Origin of the sequence: Evansella halocellulosilytica, from assembly GCF_002335745.1 — a bacterium.
GTDB lineage: Bacteria > Bacillota > Bacilli > Bacillales > Salisediminibacteriaceae > Bacillus_CA > Bacillus_CA halocellulosilytica.
This window is the reverse complement of record NZ_NIST01000001.1, coordinates 1,964,842-1,985,030: the sequence shown is the minus strand read 5'-3', so window position 1 is coordinate 1,985,030 and position 20,189 is coordinate 1,964,842. Positions and strand designations below refer to the sequence as shown.

General features: G+C 41.3%; 16 protein-coding genes and 1 pseudogene. 3 read left to right on the top strand and 14 right to left on the bottom strand.

Annotated features, from left to right (window positions below; genetic code table 11):
* Positions 1-16 precede the first annotated feature (16 nt).
* The gene (locus tag CD001_RS09425; protein WP_179298684.1) at positions 17-952 is read left to right on the top strand and encodes an AEC family transporter; all 936 of its coding nucleotides are present in this window, start codon (positions 17-19) and stop codon (positions 950-952) included.
* A gap of 103 nt (positions 953-1,055) precedes the next feature.
* Here the strand turns inward: CD001_RS09425 and CD001_RS09420 are convergent, their stop codons facing one another.
* From CD001_RS09420 to CD001_RS09380, 9 genes are all read right to left on the bottom strand, one after another.
* Entirely contained in the window at positions 1,056-2,405 is a 1,350-nt protein-coding gene (locus CD001_RS09420; RefSeq protein WP_096187254.1) for a cytosine permease, read from the bottom strand.
* Positions 2,406-2,588: 183 nt separating this feature from the next.
* Entirely contained in the window at positions 2,589-2,927 is a 339-nt protein-coding gene (locus CD001_RS09415) for a cupin domain-containing protein (RefSeq protein ID WP_257009759.1), read from the bottom strand.
* Positions 2,928-2,936: 9 nt separating this feature from the next.
* Entirely contained in the window at positions 2,937-4,679 is a 1,743-nt protein-coding gene (locus CD001_RS09410; RefSeq protein WP_096187252.1) for a hydantoinase B/oxoprolinase family protein, read from the bottom strand.
* Between the two features lie 3 nt (positions 4,680-4,682).
* Complete coding sequence (locus CD001_RS09405) at positions 4,683-6,725, bottom strand: hydantoinase/oxoprolinase family protein (protein WP_096187251.1); 2,043 nt, start codon at positions 6,723-6,725, stop codon at positions 4,683-4,685.
* Between the two features lie 44 nt (positions 6,726-6,769).
* Positions 6,770-7,312: a helix-turn-helix domain-containing protein gene (locus CD001_RS09400; protein ID WP_096187250.1), complete on the bottom strand. Its 543-nt coding sequence runs from the start codon at positions 7,310-7,312 to the stop codon at positions 6,770-6,772.
* A 1,147-nt stretch (positions 7,313-8,459) separates the two neighbouring features.
* On the bottom strand, positions 8,460-8,996 hold the full coding sequence (locus tag CD001_RS09395) for an MFS transporter (RefSeq protein ID WP_096187249.1): 537 nt from the start codon (positions 8,994-8,996) through the stop codon (positions 8,460-8,462).
* Positions 8,983-10,482, bottom strand: a complete 1,500-nt coding sequence (locus CD001_RS09390) for an FAD-binding oxidoreductase (protein WP_096187248.1) — start codon at positions 10,480-10,482, stop codon at positions 8,983-8,985. The genes CD001_RS09395 and CD001_RS09390 overlap by 14 nt, the downstream gene beginning before the upstream one ends.
* A gap of 180 nt (positions 10,483-10,662) precedes the next feature.
* Complete coding sequence (locus CD001_RS09385) at positions 10,663-11,892, bottom strand: MFS transporter (protein ID WP_096187247.1); 1,230 nt, start codon at positions 11,890-11,892, stop codon at positions 10,663-10,665.
* A 63-nt stretch (positions 11,893-11,955) separates the two neighbouring features.
* Positions 11,956-12,528: a DUF2087 domain-containing protein gene (locus CD001_RS09380; protein WP_096187246.1), complete on the bottom strand. Its 573-nt coding sequence runs from the start codon at positions 12,526-12,528 to the stop codon at positions 11,956-11,958.
* A 134-nt stretch (positions 12,529-12,662) separates the two neighbouring features.
* On the opposite strand from CD001_RS09380, the gene CD001_RS09375 reads away from it, so the two are divergent.
* On the top strand, positions 12,663-13,205 hold the full coding sequence (locus CD001_RS09375; RefSeq protein ID WP_096187245.1) for a GNAT family N-acetyltransferase: 543 nt from the start codon (positions 12,663-12,665) through the stop codon (positions 13,203-13,205).
* Positions 13,206-13,261: 56 nt separating this feature from the next.
* Entirely contained in the window at positions 13,262-13,552 is a 291-nt protein-coding gene (locus tag CD001_RS09370; protein WP_218839249.1) for a MazG nucleotide pyrophosphohydrolase domain-containing protein, read from the top strand.
* Between the two features lie 33 nt (positions 13,553-13,585).
* On the opposite strand, the gene mmsB is transcribed toward CD001_RS09370, so the two are convergent.
* The 5 genes and pseudogenes from mmsB to ltrA form a co-directional block, all read right to left on the bottom strand.
* Positions 13,586-14,752 carry a multiple monosaccharide ABC transporter permease gene (gene mmsB, locus CD001_RS09365; RefSeq protein WP_096187244.1) on the bottom strand — a complete coding sequence of 389 codons (1,167 nt, stop codon included), beginning with the start codon at positions 14,750-14,752 and terminating at the stop codon, positions 13,586-13,588.
* Complete coding sequence (gene mmsA, locus CD001_RS09360; protein ID WP_096187243.1) at positions 14,753-16,288, bottom strand: multiple monosaccharide ABC transporter ATP-binding protein; 1,536 nt, start codon at positions 16,286-16,288, stop codon at positions 14,753-14,755.
* Between the two features lie 84 nt (positions 16,289-16,372).
* A complete protein-coding gene (chvE, locus tag CD001_RS09355; protein WP_096187242.1) occupies positions 16,373-17,464 on the bottom strand; it encodes a multiple monosaccharide ABC transporter substrate-binding protein in 1,092 nt (363 codons plus the stop codon).
* Positions 17,465-17,846: 382 nt separating this feature from the next.
* Positions 17,847-18,392, bottom strand: a complete 546-nt coding sequence (locus CD001_RS27440; protein WP_179298683.1) for a hypothetical protein — start codon at positions 18,390-18,392, stop codon at positions 17,847-17,849.
* Between the two features lie 111 nt (positions 18,393-18,503).
* A pseudogene (gene ltrA, locus CD001_RS09345) lies at positions 18,504-19,762 on the bottom strand (group II intron reverse transcriptase/maturase).
* Between the last annotated feature and the right edge of the window lie 427 nt (positions 19,763-20,189).

Sequence of the window (20,189 nt, the reverse complement as noted above, 5' to 3'; positions counted from 1 at the left end):
AATTAGGAGTGGTAGGATGGCAATGACTTTTCATATATTCGTGAACATTATTTTACCCCTATTTATTTTAATAGCGGTTGGTGCGATCACTCACCGTATTTTCAACTATGACATGCATACATTGTCAAAATTAACGATGAACATCTTTATTCCTTCTGTTATCTTTATTCGATTATATGAAACACCTACGTTGCAGCTACAAACTTTTTTAAACTTAATTAGTTTTATCGTTTTATTCATTCTCTCATTACATATTATTGGCCTGATCATTATAAAGCTTTTTCGTATACCACCTGCTAAAATGGGAGTATTCCAAAACAGTATGATGCTTCAAAACTCAGGAAATTTCGGTATACCCGTAACAGAATTAACCTTTCGTCACGACCCATTTGCTATGACGATCCAAGTCATTGTAATGATCACGCAAAACCTGCTCGCTTTTACATATGGGATCTACAATTTAACGAAAACTAAAGGGAATTTAAAAAATAGTTTTAAAAATCTTATAAACTATTTTAAAACCCCGATCTTTTTCGCACTCTTTTTTGCCGTGTTTTTCAATGTCACTAACATCAAGCTGCCAGCTTTTGTTCTAACCGTTTTCGATAATACCTCTTCTGCCTTAATTGGCATAGCCCTTATAACGTTAGGCGCTCAAATTGCATACATTACGTTCTCGAAAGCGATCGGTCATGTGATCCTCACTGCATTTACTAGACTAATAATTAGCCCTGTGATCGCCTTGCTCATCATTTTTTTATTAGATCTTCAAGGCGTGGTCGCACAAGTTTTACTTATATCAAGTGCTTATCCTTCATCTAGAAACAGTGCGATGATCGCTTTAGAATATAATAAAGAGCCTGAATTTGCTGCACAAGCAGTAATCGTATCAACACTAGTGAGCAGTGTCTCCGTATCATGCATCATTTTATTGGCGTTAACACTCTTTTAAGTAACGTCCTATTCGATCATATAAACGAAGCATATTCCCCTCTTTACTGCACGTAAAAAGACTCAAAAGTGCTTTGTTGGCACTCTTGAGTCAGCTGTTTTATTTAGCTAATACTTTCAGAATCAGAGCTTGTGTTTTTATCTGACCATTCTTCAGGAGTAAAGTGGTCCGGTGCTACATTTGCTTTTATTTTCATCGCAATAATATATACGACAACAGCTGATATTAACGATTGAACAGCAGGTAGCCCGAACTCATTGACATACTGTGTATAGTAACCAACGGCCGTTGCAACGACAATTGCAATGGTAGCCATCCAGTTCCAGCCTTGATGATCAGCCCAGTTTTTCTTTCTTACAAAGAAGAAGTCAGCGAACATAACTCCAGCGATAGCAGGATAAATAAGTGCTGTCATGTATAAAAAGTCCATGAAATAATCAAGAACCCCCGCTAATGCAACGATAATTGCAAGGATTGTTCCGATAAACGTCAGGATCGCTCTTCCTTTACCAGAGTTAACATTCATAAGATTAGATAATGCTAGTCCCATACTGTAGTTGTTTACTAGTTGGCTTGTCCAAGTCGCAAACCATAGAATAAAGAAGCCCCAAATTGGAAAACCAAGTCCAAGCATAACTTCAACGATGTCTGCAGATCCAACACCGACTGACATAATGGCGCCAACATAAAACAACGGAAACCCAACAGCAATAATACCTAATGGAATCAATATGTTATCTTTTGCTCTCGGTTTTGCATAACGTGTATAGTCAGATGCAATTACCCATTGCGAAACGTTAGCACCAATCACTAAACTTACACCCATAAGAAATGTCATCGTTGGTTCTGGAGACCAATTTGCAATCGTTTCCCACCCTGTAGTAGTCAATGCATAAAAGATCCCAGAGCCAATTAATAATAGCCCAGCCGGTACAGCGATATAGTCTGTCCACTTCATCGATGCATAGCCGATTATAGATGGAATAGCAAATAATAAACCTGCAATGATCGTAATCAATGCCCAAGCAAACCACTGTGTCGTATAATTAATCCCCATCATTGCAGAAATCGCATTGCCTGCTACAGCTGTTTGCAGTGCCCACCAACCTGTCGATACGGCAAAAATCGTAAGACCGACAATAAACCGCGCTTGTAAAGCTCCAAAGCTAGTCCGTGCAATAACGGAAGATGATCGTCCTGTTTTTGCTCCAATATACCCTTGAAGAGCATTACCAATCCATTGGAAAACTAATAATGAAACGACTAAAATCCAAAAAATTGACGACATCCCAAAACTAACAGCTAATGTTGCACCTACCATCAAGACCGGAATTGTAAACTCTAAACCACCAAAAATGACCGCCGGAGTTAACCAATGTTGTCGTTCTGTTGACGGAATTGCCGACAAAGCCTCATCTTTAACCACTGTATTCGGTACATTTTTTTCCTCCACACATATCCCCCCTGGATAATTTTAGAATATTCTGTAAATTTGTCGCAGAAATTGATTAGAAAATATTGTTCGAGGAAGACTCATGTGACTTGGCACTCCACAAGATGGCTATTGTATTTGAAGGATGAATTAGCCACTAATTTGAGTCTTCCTCTACGTTAAAAACATTGTGACGGTAAAAAACTATCGTTTTACAAGTGTCCAAATAATTTCACAATCTTCTTCTCGTTCATTGTAAGCCCAATGTTCTTCACCTGCTGGAATGAAGGTAGCTTGTCCGGCCTTAACATGATATTGTTTACCACCACTCATAGTTGTGATTGCCCCTTTAATGACGAGAGCATATTCATCTTCTTCATGTGAACCAGTTCCTTTTAAAGGAACTCGCGACCGTGGAGGAATTGTAACTGTTCCAAACTTAGCACGTGCACCTTGAAACACAGATTCATCAAAAAGTGTTTTCATTTCGATGTTGTGATGATTGTCTGCTAGTTTATCTTTTACTGTTACAACCTGCATCATCTCACTCCTTTAGGATCTTGCTTCAGTGACTCCAACAACATCGAATGTAATTGGATCTACGATCACTCCAAAGTCTTCTTTTGCTTGCTCGACCGTGATATATTCATTTTTCACATCCATGGCTACTTTTTCTGCAGGACGTTGATAAGGACTTCCATAACCTCCACCTGTTGCTGTGATGAGGCGAACGACATCATTTTTGTTCAGTGGGTATTGATTGTATTTACCAAATGGACCGTCTGTTTCTCCAGAAGCTTTTACGATTTCAAATTTATTCGTTGATCCATCCTTTCCACCATCTGTACCCCAAACGTTAAACTTATGACGTCCAAAAGATCCTGTGAACGACTGATTATCTGTAAGTGCTCGATACGAACGGATTACACCTTGTCCACCACGGAATGTTCCTGCTCCTGCACCGTCAGAGTTGAGACTGTATTCATCAACTAATACTCCATTCCTTGTTTCACATACTTCCACAGGAATGTTAAACGTTTCTCCGTCAAGAATACAAAATTGTCCAGCGTCACCATCACGATCTATTGCTGCTCCCCAGCCACCAACAGAAGGTTCAACAATTAAGAATGGTTCATTTGTATCTTGGTGTTTTCCTGAAACGATTGCTACACACACAGATAAGAGGTGTCCTGCAGTTAGCCGCTCAGGAATTACAGGTGCTAGTGCTTTCCAAATTAGGTCACAACCAAATAACATTGATTCCCAATACATCGACACTGGTGCTGGTCTTACAGCATTAAAAACGGAGCCTTCATCTGTGAGGACTTTGAGCGGCCGAAACGCACCATCATTCACATCTTGAGAAGGGTTCGTTACCGCAAGGAATATCGTCCGCACTGAGGAGATCATTCCAGTTAAAGTTGAATTTATTGATCCTGTCACTTGCGGGTGACTTCCACGAAAGTCACAGATGAACTCATCATCCGTAATCTTCAGCTTTAATTGGACACGGAACGGACCTTCTTCAATTCCGTCATCATCAATATAATCAACGGCTTCATATTCTCCTTTAGGGAGCTGTTTAAGTGCTTTAAGTGTTAATTGTTCACCGTGATCTAATAAGTGATCGATCGAATTTTTTACAACTTCTTTTCCATACTTGTCACATAACTCTCTAAAGCGACGGTCACCTGTTTTTAATGCAGCAACTTGTGCCCACATATCTCCAAGAGAAAGATCAGGGAAGCGCACATTTGCAGCAATAATATCAACAACTGCTTGATTGAGCTTTCCTTCGTCGAAAAGTTTTACACACGGAAATTGCAGACCTTCCTGATAAATCTCAGTTGAGTCGGTTGACATTGAGCCAGCATCTTTCCCGCCTACTTCTGTCCAGTGAGCTTTGTTTGCAGAAAAACCTATGAGCTCTCCTTCATAAAAAATCGGCATCACTAAACCAACATCACAAAGGTGAGATCCCCCACCTCCATATGGGTCATTAATTAATATGATGTCTCCTGGCTTTAAATCGCCTTCTTTCGCATATCTTTCAACCGTTTCTTTCACCATGAAAGAAAGCATGCCGATAAAACCTGTAACACCATTCCCTTGTGTTAATAACTGCCCTTTTGAGTCGGTCAATCCACTAGCATAGTCGAGTACTTCATAAATAATCGGACTCATTGATGTTCTTGCCAATGCGTAAAACATTTCCTCTCCGATGGCAACTAATGAATCTTTTACAATGTCTAACGTAAACGGATCTACTTTTGAACTCATGACAGGTTTTGTCATTTTTTACACCCCCGTATCAATCATTAAGTTTCCATAATGATCAACTGTCAGCTTTTGTCCTGGATATAAAATGGTTGAATTTGTTTGTTCTTCCACAACAGCAGGACCTTCTATTGATACATCAACACTTAATTGTGTACGATCATAAACGTTCGTATCAATCCAACCTTCACCTTCATATAAAACTCGTCTAACTTCTTTCAAAGCATCTTCTGCTTTACCGCCGATTTTTTCTAACTTTGCTATATCTGGCTTGTTAACTGTCCCAAAAGCCGTTACATGAATGTTTACGATCTCAGTCGGCGACTCTTCTAATTTGAATGTATAAAGCTGTTCGTGGGTTTCATGAAACTTTTGAATGACTTGTTTCAACGTTTCTTGAGTAATTTCACCTGCGGGAACCGGAACTTTAACTGTATGCTCTTGTCCGACATAACGTAAGTCTGCAAAACGAGTAAGGATCACTTGACTTTCTTCAATCCCTTCCTCATTGAATTGTTCATTTGCTTCGGTTTCTTGTTTCTTTACCTTTTCATTTAGCTCTACTAAGTCAATTCCTTCGACACGTCGAATAAATGTTTGAATAAAATCATGACGTAAATCTGTCATCAGCATACCGAATGCAGAAAATACAGAAGCTCCAACCGGTACAATCACTTTTTTAACACCTAATTCTTCTGCAAGGGCAGGTGCATGCATGGAGCCTCCTCCTCCAAATGCAACGAGTGCGAATTCACGAGGATCATACCCTTTTCTTACAGAAATCAGTTTCAAGGCATTGAGCATGTTTGAATTGGCAATCCGGATAATGCCAAGAGCTGCTTCTTCTATAGATGTGCCAAACGGATCAGCAATCTTTTCTTTAATTGCGTGTTTCACTTTAGCCATATCGACGTTATTATCGAAGTTTTCCGGCGATAATCGGCCTACAACTAAGTTTGCATCCGTCGTCGTTGGTTCCTCTCCGCCTCTACCATAAGCAACTGGTCCTGGTAAAGCTCCTGCAGATTTTGGCCCTACACGTAATGAGCCTCCATCATCAATCCAAGCGATCGATCCGCCGCCATTACCGATCTCTACAATATCTACAACTGGTACCTTTACTGGATACCCCGCCATTTTATCTGTTCGTTCAATGCTGTATTCAGTTGAAACTTTTACTTCTCCATTATCGATGAGAGAGCATTTTGCTGTCGTTCCACCAATGTCAAAAGCTATGATATTGTCTTCACCTAACATTTTCCCAAGCATGGCTGAACCATATATTCCGGCAACTGGACCAGATTCAATCATATTGATTGGTGTTTCCTTTGACTGTTCAAATGTAGTAGTCCCACCATTCGATTGCATAATGTACTTCTGTGAATCTGTCCCAATCTCTTTTAATTCATGTTCTAATCGATTCACATATGATGAAGCGATTGGTTTTACGTAAGAGTTCAAGACTGTTGTACTAGTTCGTTCATATTCGCGCCATTCTTTTGTTACTTCGTGTGAAGCTGTCACAGCAACTTCTGGCCACAATTCTTTTATTAGTTTAACGGTTTCTTTTTCATGTGAAGGGTTGCTGTACGCATGAATGTACGAAACAGCAATCGCTTCGACACCTTCATTTCTAAAGTTTGCGATAATTTCTTTTACTTGCTGCTTGTTTAAAGGCTCGATGACTTCTCCTTTGTAATTTAAGCGTTCTTCCACTTCTTGACGTAAGTATCTTGGAACGAATGCAGTTGGTTTTTCATACCGAACATTAAATAAGTCAGGGCGATTTCCACGTGCAATTTCTAAAACATCACGAAATCCTTTCGTAGTGATAAGTCCTGTTTTTACACCTTTTCGTTCTGTTAGTGCATTAATAATGACGGTTGTACCATGAATAAATGTTTCTAATAACTCTGGGTTAATTCCACTTACATTCACAACGTCAATAACACCTTGTTCAAAATGAGGAGGTGTTGTGTGACTTTTCGCTACTCCCATTTTGCCGTCTTGATCCACGTATACTAAATCTGTAAATGTACCTCCAATATCCGTCGCAACTCTCATAGGTAAACCACCCTTCTTTTTTAATATTTATGAACTCTCCCCTCTTAAAAGAGGACAGGAGTTAACACACATAAAACTTTTGCATCTTCATTGAGCGGATTCTCCCAAGTATGTGGTAAATGGGACGGAAAATGAATTGAATCTCCCACTTTAAGAATGTATTCCTTCCCATCAACAGTGAAGAGTACAACACCTTCTAAAACATAATAAAATTCTTCTCCGGGATGACTGAAAACCTTATCTTGAGGCTTTCCTGGTGATAATGTTACATGCAACGGCTCTAATGCTTTACCAGTAAAAGAGCCACCAAGTCTGACATATTCTGCAGAAGATCCTTCAATTCGAAATGGTTTATGATCTGTAGACTTTACCGAATAGTTATGGTTGGTTAATCCCTCAAAAAATTGGGTGATTGGCGTCTCTAGTGCATCAGCTATTTTTTTTAATGATGTAATAGCTAATGATGAAGACCCGCGTTCCACTTGGGAGAGAAAACTAACAGATAAGCCCGTTTTTTCACTCAAACCTTTTAATGTTAGTTTTTGCTCTGTCCGCTTCGCACGTATTTTGTCTGACACTTCAATCATAAAACTCCCCCTCATGTATTCCTAAAAATTCTATATTTGTTTGATAATACAATAATAATTTCAGTCATACTTAATTTTTTACAATATTAGCACAATAAATTTCAAAAATAAAGATAATTTTCAGTATTTATTGAATATTTTATTATTTGTTTTCTTGTGGAAAAGTATTAAATTTGATCGGATATAAACATCGAATAAGTCCTATGGAACTTCAAAATAAATATCCGCCCGTAAAACGGGCGGTTTTATTTTCGCGTTATAAGGGCACTTTACCACCAGAGTCCCTTAAGGAACCTTATTTAATTTGGCTGTGCCAAAAATTTTTTGAGAATATCCCTTTTCATAATCGAATTCGAAATCGCTATAGGCGGACGCTTTCACCAAGCACAAGTGCGACATCTACTCGTGCTGCACTTCGTTTGCATTCGTAGTGTCTTCTTTGCAGCGGGCAATGCCTCAACTTCCTAGGTGTCACACTGTGTGCACCTAGGGGATTTTCGACTATTGCTTTTCCCGCCTGAGTCGCCGCCTGACGCTCTTTCGAGTACATGATGATAGTTAAATGGCATACTAATAGCATAGAAAAACGTTGTGGAAAGTTGTATCTCAGCTCTCATTTTTATCTCATTTAAATGGGGATGGGCTTTTGTTATCAAAGATATTTATGTTCATTTCGTATCCATCATTTAAGATAATAAATGACATAACGAAAATAAAGTTGTCACCAAAAGTGGAATGTACTGCGCGACTGTCTCTTCCTCTACTAGTATGGCTTTGTCGTTTATCCGTCGAGACAAATCGATGTATTTTCGAAGAAGCAATGCTCTTTCCTATGGAAAAACGGACGAGTTGAGATCCCTTCGAGCTTGATCGAAGTAGCTCAACCGTTCATCCGTGGCAAAGAAGACACCGTGAATACGTACAAAGTTAAGAGCGGATATCGCACTTGTACCCTTGGGTGAAAGCAAGCAGTATACCTTCCAACTATTCGTTACTTTAGCTCTCACGAATACAACCTTTAAAGGGTTATTTTATACAGGCAGAGTCTGTGGTTTACAAAGAATATAATAAAAAGCTTTAACTCTATCAAAATAGAATTAAAGCTTTTTAAAGATTATCCTTTTTTCTACTCTGGTTTCTCTAACATTCACTCCTCAATCCTCATAATCCACACGCCGCTCACGAAGAGGGTGAGGGAGCCGATGTAGAAGATGATGTCAACGGTGAGAAGGTCAATGAGAAAGCCGCCGGCGATGACGGCGAGCCCGGAGAAGATCGAGACCCAGAAATGGTAGGAGCCGATTTTCTCTCCGCGTTGACTGCCTTCGGTAAAGTCGGCGACGAGAGCTTTTTCACTCGTTTTTTGGATGGCACCGAACATACCTAAAATGATTTGCAGGACGTACACTTGCCAAATGTCAGTGACGACTGGGAACATGAGAAAGATGATTGATGTGCCCCATGTACTGATGAGTAATAAATGTTTTCTCCCAATTCGGTCGGAAAATTTGCCAATCCAACGGTGTACGAGTGCAGCGCTTAATGTGAACAACCCGTATGCGAGACCAAATTCGGAGAAATCGCCGCCCACTTCCCGGAGAAACACGATATAAAATGGGAAGACGAGTCCTGTTCCGAACAATACCCAGCTTTGTGAAATGACGACCCATTTAAGATTGTTCATCTACATACTCCTCATAAAAATAGTTCATAAACCGTTCGTCAGGATCGTACTTCTGTTTTTCCTCAAAGAAGCTGTCGATGTTCGGGTACGCTTCGCGAATTTGTTCGTTCGTCGGAAACTTCTGATACGTCAAATAATGTGTGCCGCCTAGATCCAATACTGCATCGACGATTTGCTGTGTCGCTTGCTCAATGTGCGCGACGCCATCATCAGAAAGCGAATGGTTAATGAGCAATACGAGTGCGAGCGTGTCTTCTGTCGCATAATTCAAATGCCCTTCATCATGCTCCGGTGTGAATCGGACGGTTACATTTAATAGATTAATATTTTCTGCCTCGACGATCGTTTTCAATTCTTCGACGAATTGCGGAAAATCGTCCGTTGGGATGAAATATTCCTGCAATATGTCTGTGTTACGTGATGAATCGTATTCCAAGAACTCGACAGGCGGCCTCATTGCATTGTTACGTGAGATGACTTCCCCTTCCTCTGCCTCGGCATATAACCGTTGTTGCAGCGACCAGACGAGATTTTTTCCCCAGTCAAAATGGCGGGATAAACCGAGGAAGAACCGATCACGACGAACATTTTTTTCTTCCTGCAATGTTGAAAACTCGGGTAGATTCTCCTCTTTGGGGTACAGCTCATCTGTTTTTTTCAAAGAGTGGTAGGTTGTCATGTACATATCTTCAAAAAGTCCGTTCGGTGTGGCAGATAGGCGAGCATAATGAAGCCCGACATCCTCGCTACCTTTGATTTCGTTCTCAATATAGTCAGGATAGTCTTTATAATCGATCTTCTCCGTCGTCGACACGTACAACTCATCATCGGTCAATTCGAGCGTGACATCTAAGATGACTCCGAATAAACCAAACCCACCAATCGCAAGCTCAAACAGCTCTTCGTTCTCATCTCGGTTCACTTCTTGAATCGTCCCGTCAGCCATAAGGAGCCGAAACGAATCGACCGTCTCAATGATCGGTCCATAGTTCGGATCACGACCGTGTACATTTGAGCTCAATGAGCCGCCGACGGTAAAAATATTTGATGACTGCATCACTTTCACCGACAAGCCGTGCTCATTCGCCGCCTCCTGGATTTGCTCCCACGTCACTCCGCTTTGAACAGTGATCGTCTTCTCGTCTTCATCAAGCGCAAGAATCTCATTGTAGCTCGTCATATCGAGCCAAAGTGAATCTTCATAAAACGCGTGACCGCCTTGACTGTGTCTCGTCCCGGCTATCGACACCTTCAAGTCCTCTTCATTTGCTTGCTGCAGTGCAGCCACTAATGATTCTTCTTCCTCCCCTTCGACGATTTCTTTTACGTGGGCAGGAAACAGCTGGCTTACATCGTGGATGAGCAGTTCGTCGTGAGTGAGATTTTGGTAGATCGAATATGTAAAAATCGTAGAGTAGATGAGTGCCGCTGATAATATAAGCGCAAGGTTTCTTCGTTTTTTGTACGTCTGATGATCAAGGTGCATAATGTTTCTCCTACTCCTAGCTTTTGCGATTTTGTCCTCAATGCCTCCACAATACCATAAAACTTCCAGTCTATTGAACACTTTTATCGTAACTTTTTTATTGTTTAGATTGTTCATTATAACTCCATTACGGTACGTGAAATATTCCAATTCGACAAGTGCCAGGCACTTGTCGAATCTTTACCTTTGGATCGTTCCTTTTAGTTCTCTTAACGATTGTCTGAACTTGACTTGCTTGAATGTGATCATAAATAAGACAGCGAACCCGATATATGTCACCCCGACATAAAAGGCACTTTGCATCGGTGAGAACCATTCAGTTAGAAAGCCTGCCCCAATCATCGCTATCCCCATGGAGCTGTTTTGGATCATGGCCAAGATTCCTACTACTTTACCTCGTATCGCTGACGGCAGGACTTTCATTAGCGTTGTATCAAAGCAAATATTGCTGATTCCGCCGACAAACGTAATACAGACAGCAAGGAGCAGAGCTTGTGCAAAAATGACGGATTGACTTAATAAAAGATGACCGACACCTTCTAAAGCGATCATTAATATGCCAATCACGATATATTTTCGATGAATCCACTTAGTTGCAGCAGAACTTAATATAAACCCTGCACCTAATGCCGCATAGATGAATCCTACTCCTAAATCACCTTTTTCAAAAACGTCTAGAGCAATCAAATTAAAAAGGACGTTGTCGACTCCGTTCGCAAGCGGCATAAGCAGCATGACGAGCAAAAAGACACGCATCAACGCGATATTAAATATAAGCAGTCCGGTATCCTTTAACGATTGATCCGCAGCTTCCTCTTCAGTCGTCTGTTCTTTTTTAATATGAATGAGTTTCCACACGATGAGCGCTGCAGAAAGAAGAAACAGAGAATGGAAAATAAACAGAATGTTTACCGTTGTTGCAAAAGCGATCAATCCTCCTGTAAGGGATCCAATAACGAGTGTCCCTCCTACGACATTTTGCTCTAGCCCATTTATATTAATTAAATTTTTCCGCTGAACAATGTCTGGGATTGCCGCATAGCGGACAGGTTGGTAGACAGCTTCACCACTCGCAATGATAAACGTACTCATATATAGGAAGCCGATTTGCTCCGTATAAACAGCGACGAGAGGCAGAAGGGCAAACGGGGCTCGCAGTAAATCTGTTGCAAACAAGAGCTTCATTTTATGAAAACGGTCAGCTAAGTAGCCGCTAATCGGTGAAAAAATAATTGTAGGTAATACTCTTAACGCCATCAATATTCCTAGTGCAACCCCCGATTCTGTCAACAAATACATGAGTGTAAAAGAACCAACTTGAGCAAAACGGCTGCCTACTCCATTCAGAAAAGAACTCCAAAACAAGATCCGATACTGAGGTTCCATATTCATAATTTCAAATCCGTGCATCGATATTTCCCTCCCCTACTAATTAGATAAACATCTAATTAGATCTCGAAAAATAAGAGCCTGTTAAACAGGCCACATTTCTTTCGGGTTCAATTCATACATACCATCATGTCGGTACATAAACTGAGCCATAATAAATTCCCGGCGAATCGTTGCAAAGTCTTCGTGAAACTTTTTTATATGTTCATTAATGTCACGTTCTTCGTAGGGTTCTCCTTGCTCTAACCCGCGCAACATATATTCCAGCAGCACTAACTTCTTTTTTCGTTGCGCTGGTAAGCTTTTGATCCGCCCGTCACTTAACGTAAAGTTGCGAATGATGTTTACTTTCTCTTCCTCGCTTATGTCAAACGTGTCAAACATTTCTTTTCCGCCGATCCGATTGATCGCATCTGACATTTGTGTAAGTTTACGCTCATTTAAATAAAAATAAATCGTATTTTTATCGCGGCGCTGATAGACAACGTCAATTTGTTTTAATTTGTTTAAATGATGCGTTATCGTTGGATGCTTTAATTTCAATTTTCCAGCAATCGCTTGCCCGTGAAGCGGTCCATCTTTTAATAAGGCAATGATGCGAATGCGCGTTTTATCACCTAACGTTTTATGAAAAGCGACAAGTCGATTTAATTGCATAACAGTCCCTCCAATCTAATTAGACTATAATCTAATTAGGTATTTATGTAAATACTTTTTTTACCTTTAAATCCTTTTCTTTGGTAATATTAACGGAGATGGATTTAATAAGATGATCGAAGGGGGAGGGCTTTATGGGGTTTCCGGAGTTGGTAACAAATCGCCTGAATTTAGTTCAAGTAAAAGATGAACATACAGAAAGCTATTTTGAGATTATGTCGAAAGAGGAAGTCACGAAGTATTATGGGATGGATAGCTTGAAAACGATCGAAGACGCGTCAAAAATGGTGAAATCTCTCGAAAACGCATATGAGAACGGATCAGGAATGAGGTGGGGCATGGTCTTAAAGGAGACTGGTGAATTTGTTGGCACATTAGGATTAAACAACTTAAGTGTTCGCAGCAAAAAAGCTGAAATTGGCTATGAACTGCATCCTACACATTGGAACAAAGGAATGACGTCGGAAGCAGTTAAAGAAGTGTTACGCTATTCGTTTGAAGAATTAGGATTATTTCGAATCGGCGCTGTTACATACCCGCAAAATAAGCCGTCCATCCAATTATTAGAACGTTTTGGCTTTACGAAAGAAGGATTACTAAGAGGCTACCTCTACCAAAATAACCATTCTCACGATGCTTTCGTCTTTTCATTGCTAAAAACAGAATGGGAATCTTGAACTCGCAATTGTAGAAATAGTAGCAGCATACCGCTTTAATATGGAGGGGCTACCAAATGGAGAAAAATATAACACTAAAACAATTACAGCAATACATAAAAGATAAAGACTATCATCCTGAGCTGAAAGGTAAGTATTTTCAAAAGTTAATTGAAGAAGTTGGTGAGCTTGCTGAAGTACTGCGGAAAGACAAGCGGATGGAGGAGCAAGGTTCGATTAAAGGGACGATCAACGAAGAATTGTATGACGTTCTTTATTACATTATCGGCTTAGCAAATGTCTATGAGGTTGACCTTGAACAAGCGTTTCAATTAAAAGAGAAACTCAATAAAAAGAAATACAAGTAAATTCGACAAGTGCCAGGCACTTGTCGAATCTTCTTAGGATTGGCCTTTGTTTTTGTTGAGGACGTCGAAGGCGACGGCGCCTAATAGGACGAGGCCTTTGATCGCTTGCTGCCAGTCGGTTCCGATTCCCATTAACGACATCCCGTTGTTTAGGACACCCATAACTAGCGCCCCGATGACGGCGCCAAAGATCGTTCCTACACCGCCAGTGAAGGAGGCGCCACCAATGACAGCTGCGGCGATCGCATCAAGCTCAAATAATGTTCCCGCCTGTGGTGTCGAGGCGTTTAGTCTTGCTGTGAAAATTAACCCCGCTAACGCTGCTAAAACGCCCATATTAACGAATGCGAGAAACTTCATTTTTTTCGTTCGAACGCCTGAAAGCTGGGCTGCTTTCGCATTTCCACCAACCGCGTATATATGTCTGCCGATAATCGTCTTGTTCATCACGAAAGTATAACTGATCACGAGTACGATCAGAATGATCGCGACAATTGGCAGCCCTTGATAGAGCGCAAGCACATACGTAAACGAATTAATTGCTAAGAGTAAGATCGCGATTTTTACGAGAAACATGCCGTATGGCGTTGTGTTAAAGTTATAAAACTTCGCGACTTTTCTTTGACGGATTTCATATAACACATAAAGTGCTGATGCGAAGAGACCAATAATGATCGTGAGCAGCTTCAACTCCCCGCCTCCAAAAAAATCAGGAATAAACGCTGAGCTGATCGAGCGAAACTCATCTGGAAGAGGAGCGATCGTTCGGCCGCCTAATACGACTAACGTTAACCCTCTAAACAGCAGCATTCCTGCTAACGTCACGATAAACGATGGTATTTTCATATAGGCGACCCAAAATCCTTGCCACGCCCCGATGATAGCACCGAGAAGCAGACAAAGGAAGATCCCGACAGTAACTGGCAAATTGAATGTCGCTAATAATACTCCGGCGATCGCGCCAATAAATGCGGCGACCGATCCGACTGATAAATCGATCTCACCTGTAATAATAATGATCATCATCCCGATGGCCAAAATAATGATATAGCTGTTTTGCATAATGATGTTCGTAATATTTAAAGGCGTAAGCATCGTGCCGCCAGTGAGAATTTGGAAAAATAACGTGATCCCTATGAGTGCAATGATCATTCCGAACTTTCTCATATTGTTCCGAATCAAGTTTTTTATTAAATCCATTTATTCCGACCTCCAACTTTCAGTCATATACGTCATTAACGTTTCTTGGTCCGCTTCTGCTTTGGACAATTCTCCGGTGATTCTTCCTTCATTCAATGTATAAATCCGGTCACATACACCGAGTATTTCTGGAAGCTCTGAGGAGATGAACAAAATAGATTTTCCTTTTTCAGCTAGTTGATTAATAATCTTATAAATTTCATATTTTGCCCCGACATCAATGCCTCTTGTCGGTTCATCTAATATGAGGACATCCGGTTCGGTGTAAATCCATTTCCCTAATACGACTTTTTGCTGATTTCCGCCGCTCAAATTGCCGGTCACTTGTTCAGCCGTCGGTGCCTTTATGTTCATACGGTCTTTTAACGATTCAGCCGCCTTCACTTCTTCCTGTAAATTTAAGATGTTTTTATGAGAAATTGCTTGCAAGTTTGATAACGTTAAGTTTTTCCGGACGCTATCTTGTAAAATAAGGCCAAATTCCTTTCGATTTTCAGAAACGTAGGCGATCCCATTATTTATTGCTTTATCGACCGTTTTGACATCGATCGTTTTACCGTCTTTTAGAACTTCACCGGTAATATTTTTTCCGTAAGACTTGCCGAACACACTCATTGCAAACTCAGTACGTCCCGCTCCCATTAACCCAGCTATGCCGACGACTTCCCCTTTTTTAATTTGAATGTTTATGTTATCTAATAGTTTCCGGTCCGGATTTAACGGATGATCAGCGGACCAATTTTTCACTTCAAAATAAACATCACCGATTTCCGCACGGCGCTCTGGATACAATTGATGTAACTCTCTTCCGACCATCCCTTTAATAATCATGCTTTCGGTTACTTCATTTTCATTTAGCGACATCGATTGTACGGTCTGTCCATCTCTTAAGATCGTGATGCTGTCGGCGATCGTTAACAGTTCCTTCAATTTGTGAGAAATTAATATCGACGTCATCCCTTGGCCTTGGAATTCTTTCAGCAGTTTAAGAAGGTTCGCACTGTCTTCTTCATTTAAAGAAGCTGTCGGCTCATCGAGAATTAGCAGCTCTACTTGTTTTGATAGTGCCTTCGCAATTTCGACTAATTGCTGCTGACCGACACCGATATTTTTCACCTTCTCTTGGGGATCGACCCTTAACCCGACTTTTGACAAAAGCTCCTTCGTTTTTAAAATCGTATTGCTCCAGTTAATCACACCTTTTGAAGCCTGCTCGTTGCCTAAAAAAATGTTTTCCGCAATCGACAGCTCCGGAATAAGCGCCAGCTCTTGGTGGATGATGACAATTCCGTGTCGTTCACTTTCATTAATATCTTTAAATGCACACTTTTCACCTTTGTAAAAAAAGTCGCCGTCGTATGTTCCGAACGGATGAACACCACTTAACACTTTCATTAACGTCGATTTCCCAGCACCGTTTTCGCCGATTAACGCATGAATTTCACCGTTTTTCACTTGTAAATTCACATCATCTAACGCTTTTACTCCTGGGAAGTTTTTCGTTATATGCTTCATTTCCAACATAAACTCACTCATGTTTGCCACACCTTTCAAGAGAAAAGTAAGAAGGTGACTCAGCTAGTAATGATGAACTGAGCCACTTCTCATATCCATTCGTTATTAATCAAAATCCTCTTCGGTGTAATAGCCACTATCAATTAGCACTTCCTCGTAATTGTCAATATCGACTGAGACTGGTGATAATAAGTATGAGGGTACGACTTTGACACCATTGTCATACGTCTCCGTATCGTTGATTTCAGGCTCACCGTCTTGTAAAATCGCATCGGCCATATTTACAGACTGTTTCGCTAACTCTCGCGTATCTTTAAAAATCGTTTGGGTCTGCTCACCTGAAATAATATATTTAATCGATGACAGTTCAGCATCCTGCCCCGTAATTAGCGGCATCGGTTTATTATCGCTGCCATACCCAACTGAGTTTAGCGAAGAAATAATTCCACGACTAATTCCATCAAATGGAGAGTAGACAGCATCCACATCTTCATCCGAATAATGGGCACTTAAAATGTTATCCATCCGTTCTTGTGCAAGTGATCCATCCCATCGTAACGTTGCCCCTTGTTCAAAATCGGTCTGGCCGCTTTTTACGACGAGCTGACCTTCCTCCATGTACGGTTCAAGAACCGACATTGCGCCGTCCCAGAAAAAATAAGCGTTATTATCGTCCGGTGAGCCGGCAAATAGCTCAATATTAAACGGTCCTTCGCCTTCATCGAGACCTAATTGTTCTTCAATATATTGTCCTTGCAGGACGCCGACTTCAAAGTTATCAAACGTCGCATAATAGCTGACATGCTCACTATTCATAATGAGTCGGTCATACGCAACAACAGGTACATCTGATGCTTCAGCCATTTCGAGCACACTCGTTAATGCTTCACCATCGATAGAAGCGATTACGAGAATATCGACACCTTGTGTAATCATATTTTCGATTTGTGAAATCTGGGTTTCAACAACATCCTCCGCATACTGCATATCAACTTCATAACCAAGGTTCTCAAATTCCTGTTTCATATTATCGCCATCACGTACCCACCGCTCAGATGATTGAGTCGGCAAAGCCAAACCGACTTTATAGCCATTCCCTTCAGAACCGTCGCCTCCACCTGTCGCTTCATCATTTCCACAAGCAGCGATCGTACTTATCATGAAAGCCACAACTAACACGAACAATAACTTCTTCACTTCAATCCCCCCTAAAATAAATGTTTACTGAGAAAAACGCTTACATGTTTTCTTTGCGGAGATCCCTTTCAGAGGAACATTTTCAATCATCCTCATATGTAGACAACACCGCACTCGGAACTTATACGGATAAGATACTGATCAAATTACCAACCCATATATACCAATGTATATTGTCATTTTTATCTAAACATTACATAAATAAATTTTTTATCGAGTTCATTCTTGCCAGCTCGTCCAAACATACTTAGACGTATAAGTTGGATATTAGAGATGGGAAGATCTGACCATATATTCCAAGCAATTTGGTCAAAAAAATGTAAACGTATCCGCAGGGGAGGGGGGAAGGGATTTTAGTAGGCTGTGGGAATTCGAGCGGGGATTAATTCTCGGTTTTATCAGGGGCAGCTCGGCATTTCGTCGTAGTTACTTTTAGGTTTAGGCGCAACTTCTCTGCGTTTGGACGCAACTTCTCTTTGCTTGGGCGCAACTTCTCTTTGCTTGGGCGCAACTTCTCCATGCTTTGGCGCAACTTCTCTTTGCTTGGGCGCAACTTCTCCATGCTTTGGCGCAACTTCTCTACTTTGACGCGCAACTTCTCTTTGCTTGGGCGCAACTTCTCCATGCTTTGGCGCAACTTCTCTTTGCTTGGGCGCAACTTCTCCATGCTTTGGCGCAACTTCTCTTTGCTTGGGCGCAACTTCTCTTTGCTTTGGCGCAACTTCTCTTTGCTTTGGCGCAACTCAGTGCTTTGACGCAACTTCTCCTTGCTTCGGCGCAACTTCTCTTTGCTTGGGCGCAACTTCTCTTTGCTTGGGCGCAACTTCTCGATGCTTTGGCGCAACTTCTCTTTGCTTTGACGCAACTTCCCCGTGCTTTGACGCAACTTCTCTACTTTGACGCGCAACTTCTCTTTGCTTTGACGCAACTTCTCCATGCTTCGGTGCAAAATCATTTTAGCGAAATCGAGTAGGAGGGGGTGACTAACCCCCGACCTCTCACACCACCGTGCGTACCGTTCGGTACACGGCGGTTTCATTTAAGTCCAACGTAACGATTGATATCTCAAAAGTAGACTTTTAAGCCCTTGATTATTCCAATATCGGTTATCAAGGGCTCTATCTAATATAGGACTTTTAGCTATACGCCAGTATCCTAGTCTAGAATTAGCCCACTCCCATGCCTGTTGTTCATTGATTCCTTGCTTCCTAAGATTCTTTTGTTTCGTTTTCATCTTCTTCCACTCTTTCCATCGAATCATCCTCAACCTTCTTCGAAGCCAACCATCAATCCTTTTAAAGACTGAGGTAGTTTCGGCTAGTTGATAATAGCCCATCCAACCGATCAGATAGCGGTTGATTTTCTCTATCCTATCCCCCATAGAAATTGACCATTTCCTCGAGGTGAGTTTTCGTATTCTCAGTTGAAAACGTTGAATACTTTGCTTGGATACTCTAATTTTCGGTTGTTTAATGTTGTTGGTGAAAGTGAAGCCTAGGAATGTTCTTCTCCATGGTCGGTCTACTGCACTCTTCTCTTTGTTCACCTTCAGTTTGAGTTTCTTCTCAATAAACGTTGTAATACTTTCCATTATCCGTTCACCTGCTCTTCTAGAGCGGACGTAGATATTACAATCGTCGGCATAGCGTACGAAGGCAAGGCCTCTTTCCTCCAGTTCCTTGTGAAGTTCGTCTAGAACAATGTTAGACAGGAGGGGACTAAGCGGTCCTCCTTGCGGAGTCCCTTCAGTATTAGGACTGACAAGGCCTTTCTCCATCACACCAGATTGAAGATACCTACGTATCAACCTAAGTAGTATGGGGTCATCCACTCGATAGCTTAATGTTCTCATTAATCTATCATGGTTGACCTAATCGAAGCATTTCTCTAGGTCAATGTCTACGACCCAGCGACAACCCTCTTTAATATCCCCCCTAGCTTGTCGAACAGCGTCGTGAGCACGTTTGTCTGGTCGGAACCCAAAACTTTTGGTGGAGAATGTTGGGTCATAAACCTCACTCAGTGTTTGTGCAATAGCCTGTTGTATGAAACGGTCTATCACAGTCGGGATTCCTAATTTCCTCTTACCTCCGCTCGGTTTCGGGATTTCGACTCGGCGAACAGGTTGAGGTTGATAGGTACCACTTTCGAGCTGAGCTCGCAGGGATGCCCAGTGTTCATGAAGATAAGGTCGTAGTTTTGTACGTTCATCCCATCTACACCGTGACTTCCTTTATTACGCTCCACTCTTTCGAGTGCGCGATTTAAATTTTGCCGTGATAGAACTCGTTCCAACATTCTTATCAATCTCCTACGTGAATTAGATCATCTTCTTGTGTGGTATTACTCTCAGCCCTTCTTATGTCCCCTGTGGGATTCACCACGTCCTCCATTAGGAAGGATTATATGTTTCTGCTTCATTGAGTAATACGTACGCCCAGCGCTAATTCTTCTTAAATGATTCGGCCCTTCCCTTAAATCTCTAGGTCATTCAAAGTACTATGGCCTCTGCTGACGCCTGACTGTTCAGCTATTTATCACTAAATAGGTTACCAAGTGAGCTTGGCGTTACAGCCAGGCCTCCCCAGGTAAGAGTGCACTCTTTCCCTCCACCTATCTGCTTCATTTACTCTGTACCACCTTCGGCAGAACGGACTTTGTTTTGTTTAGCAAACTCATCCCGTGATACCTAGCCTCATATGAAGTTCGTGTTCCTCAGACCGGA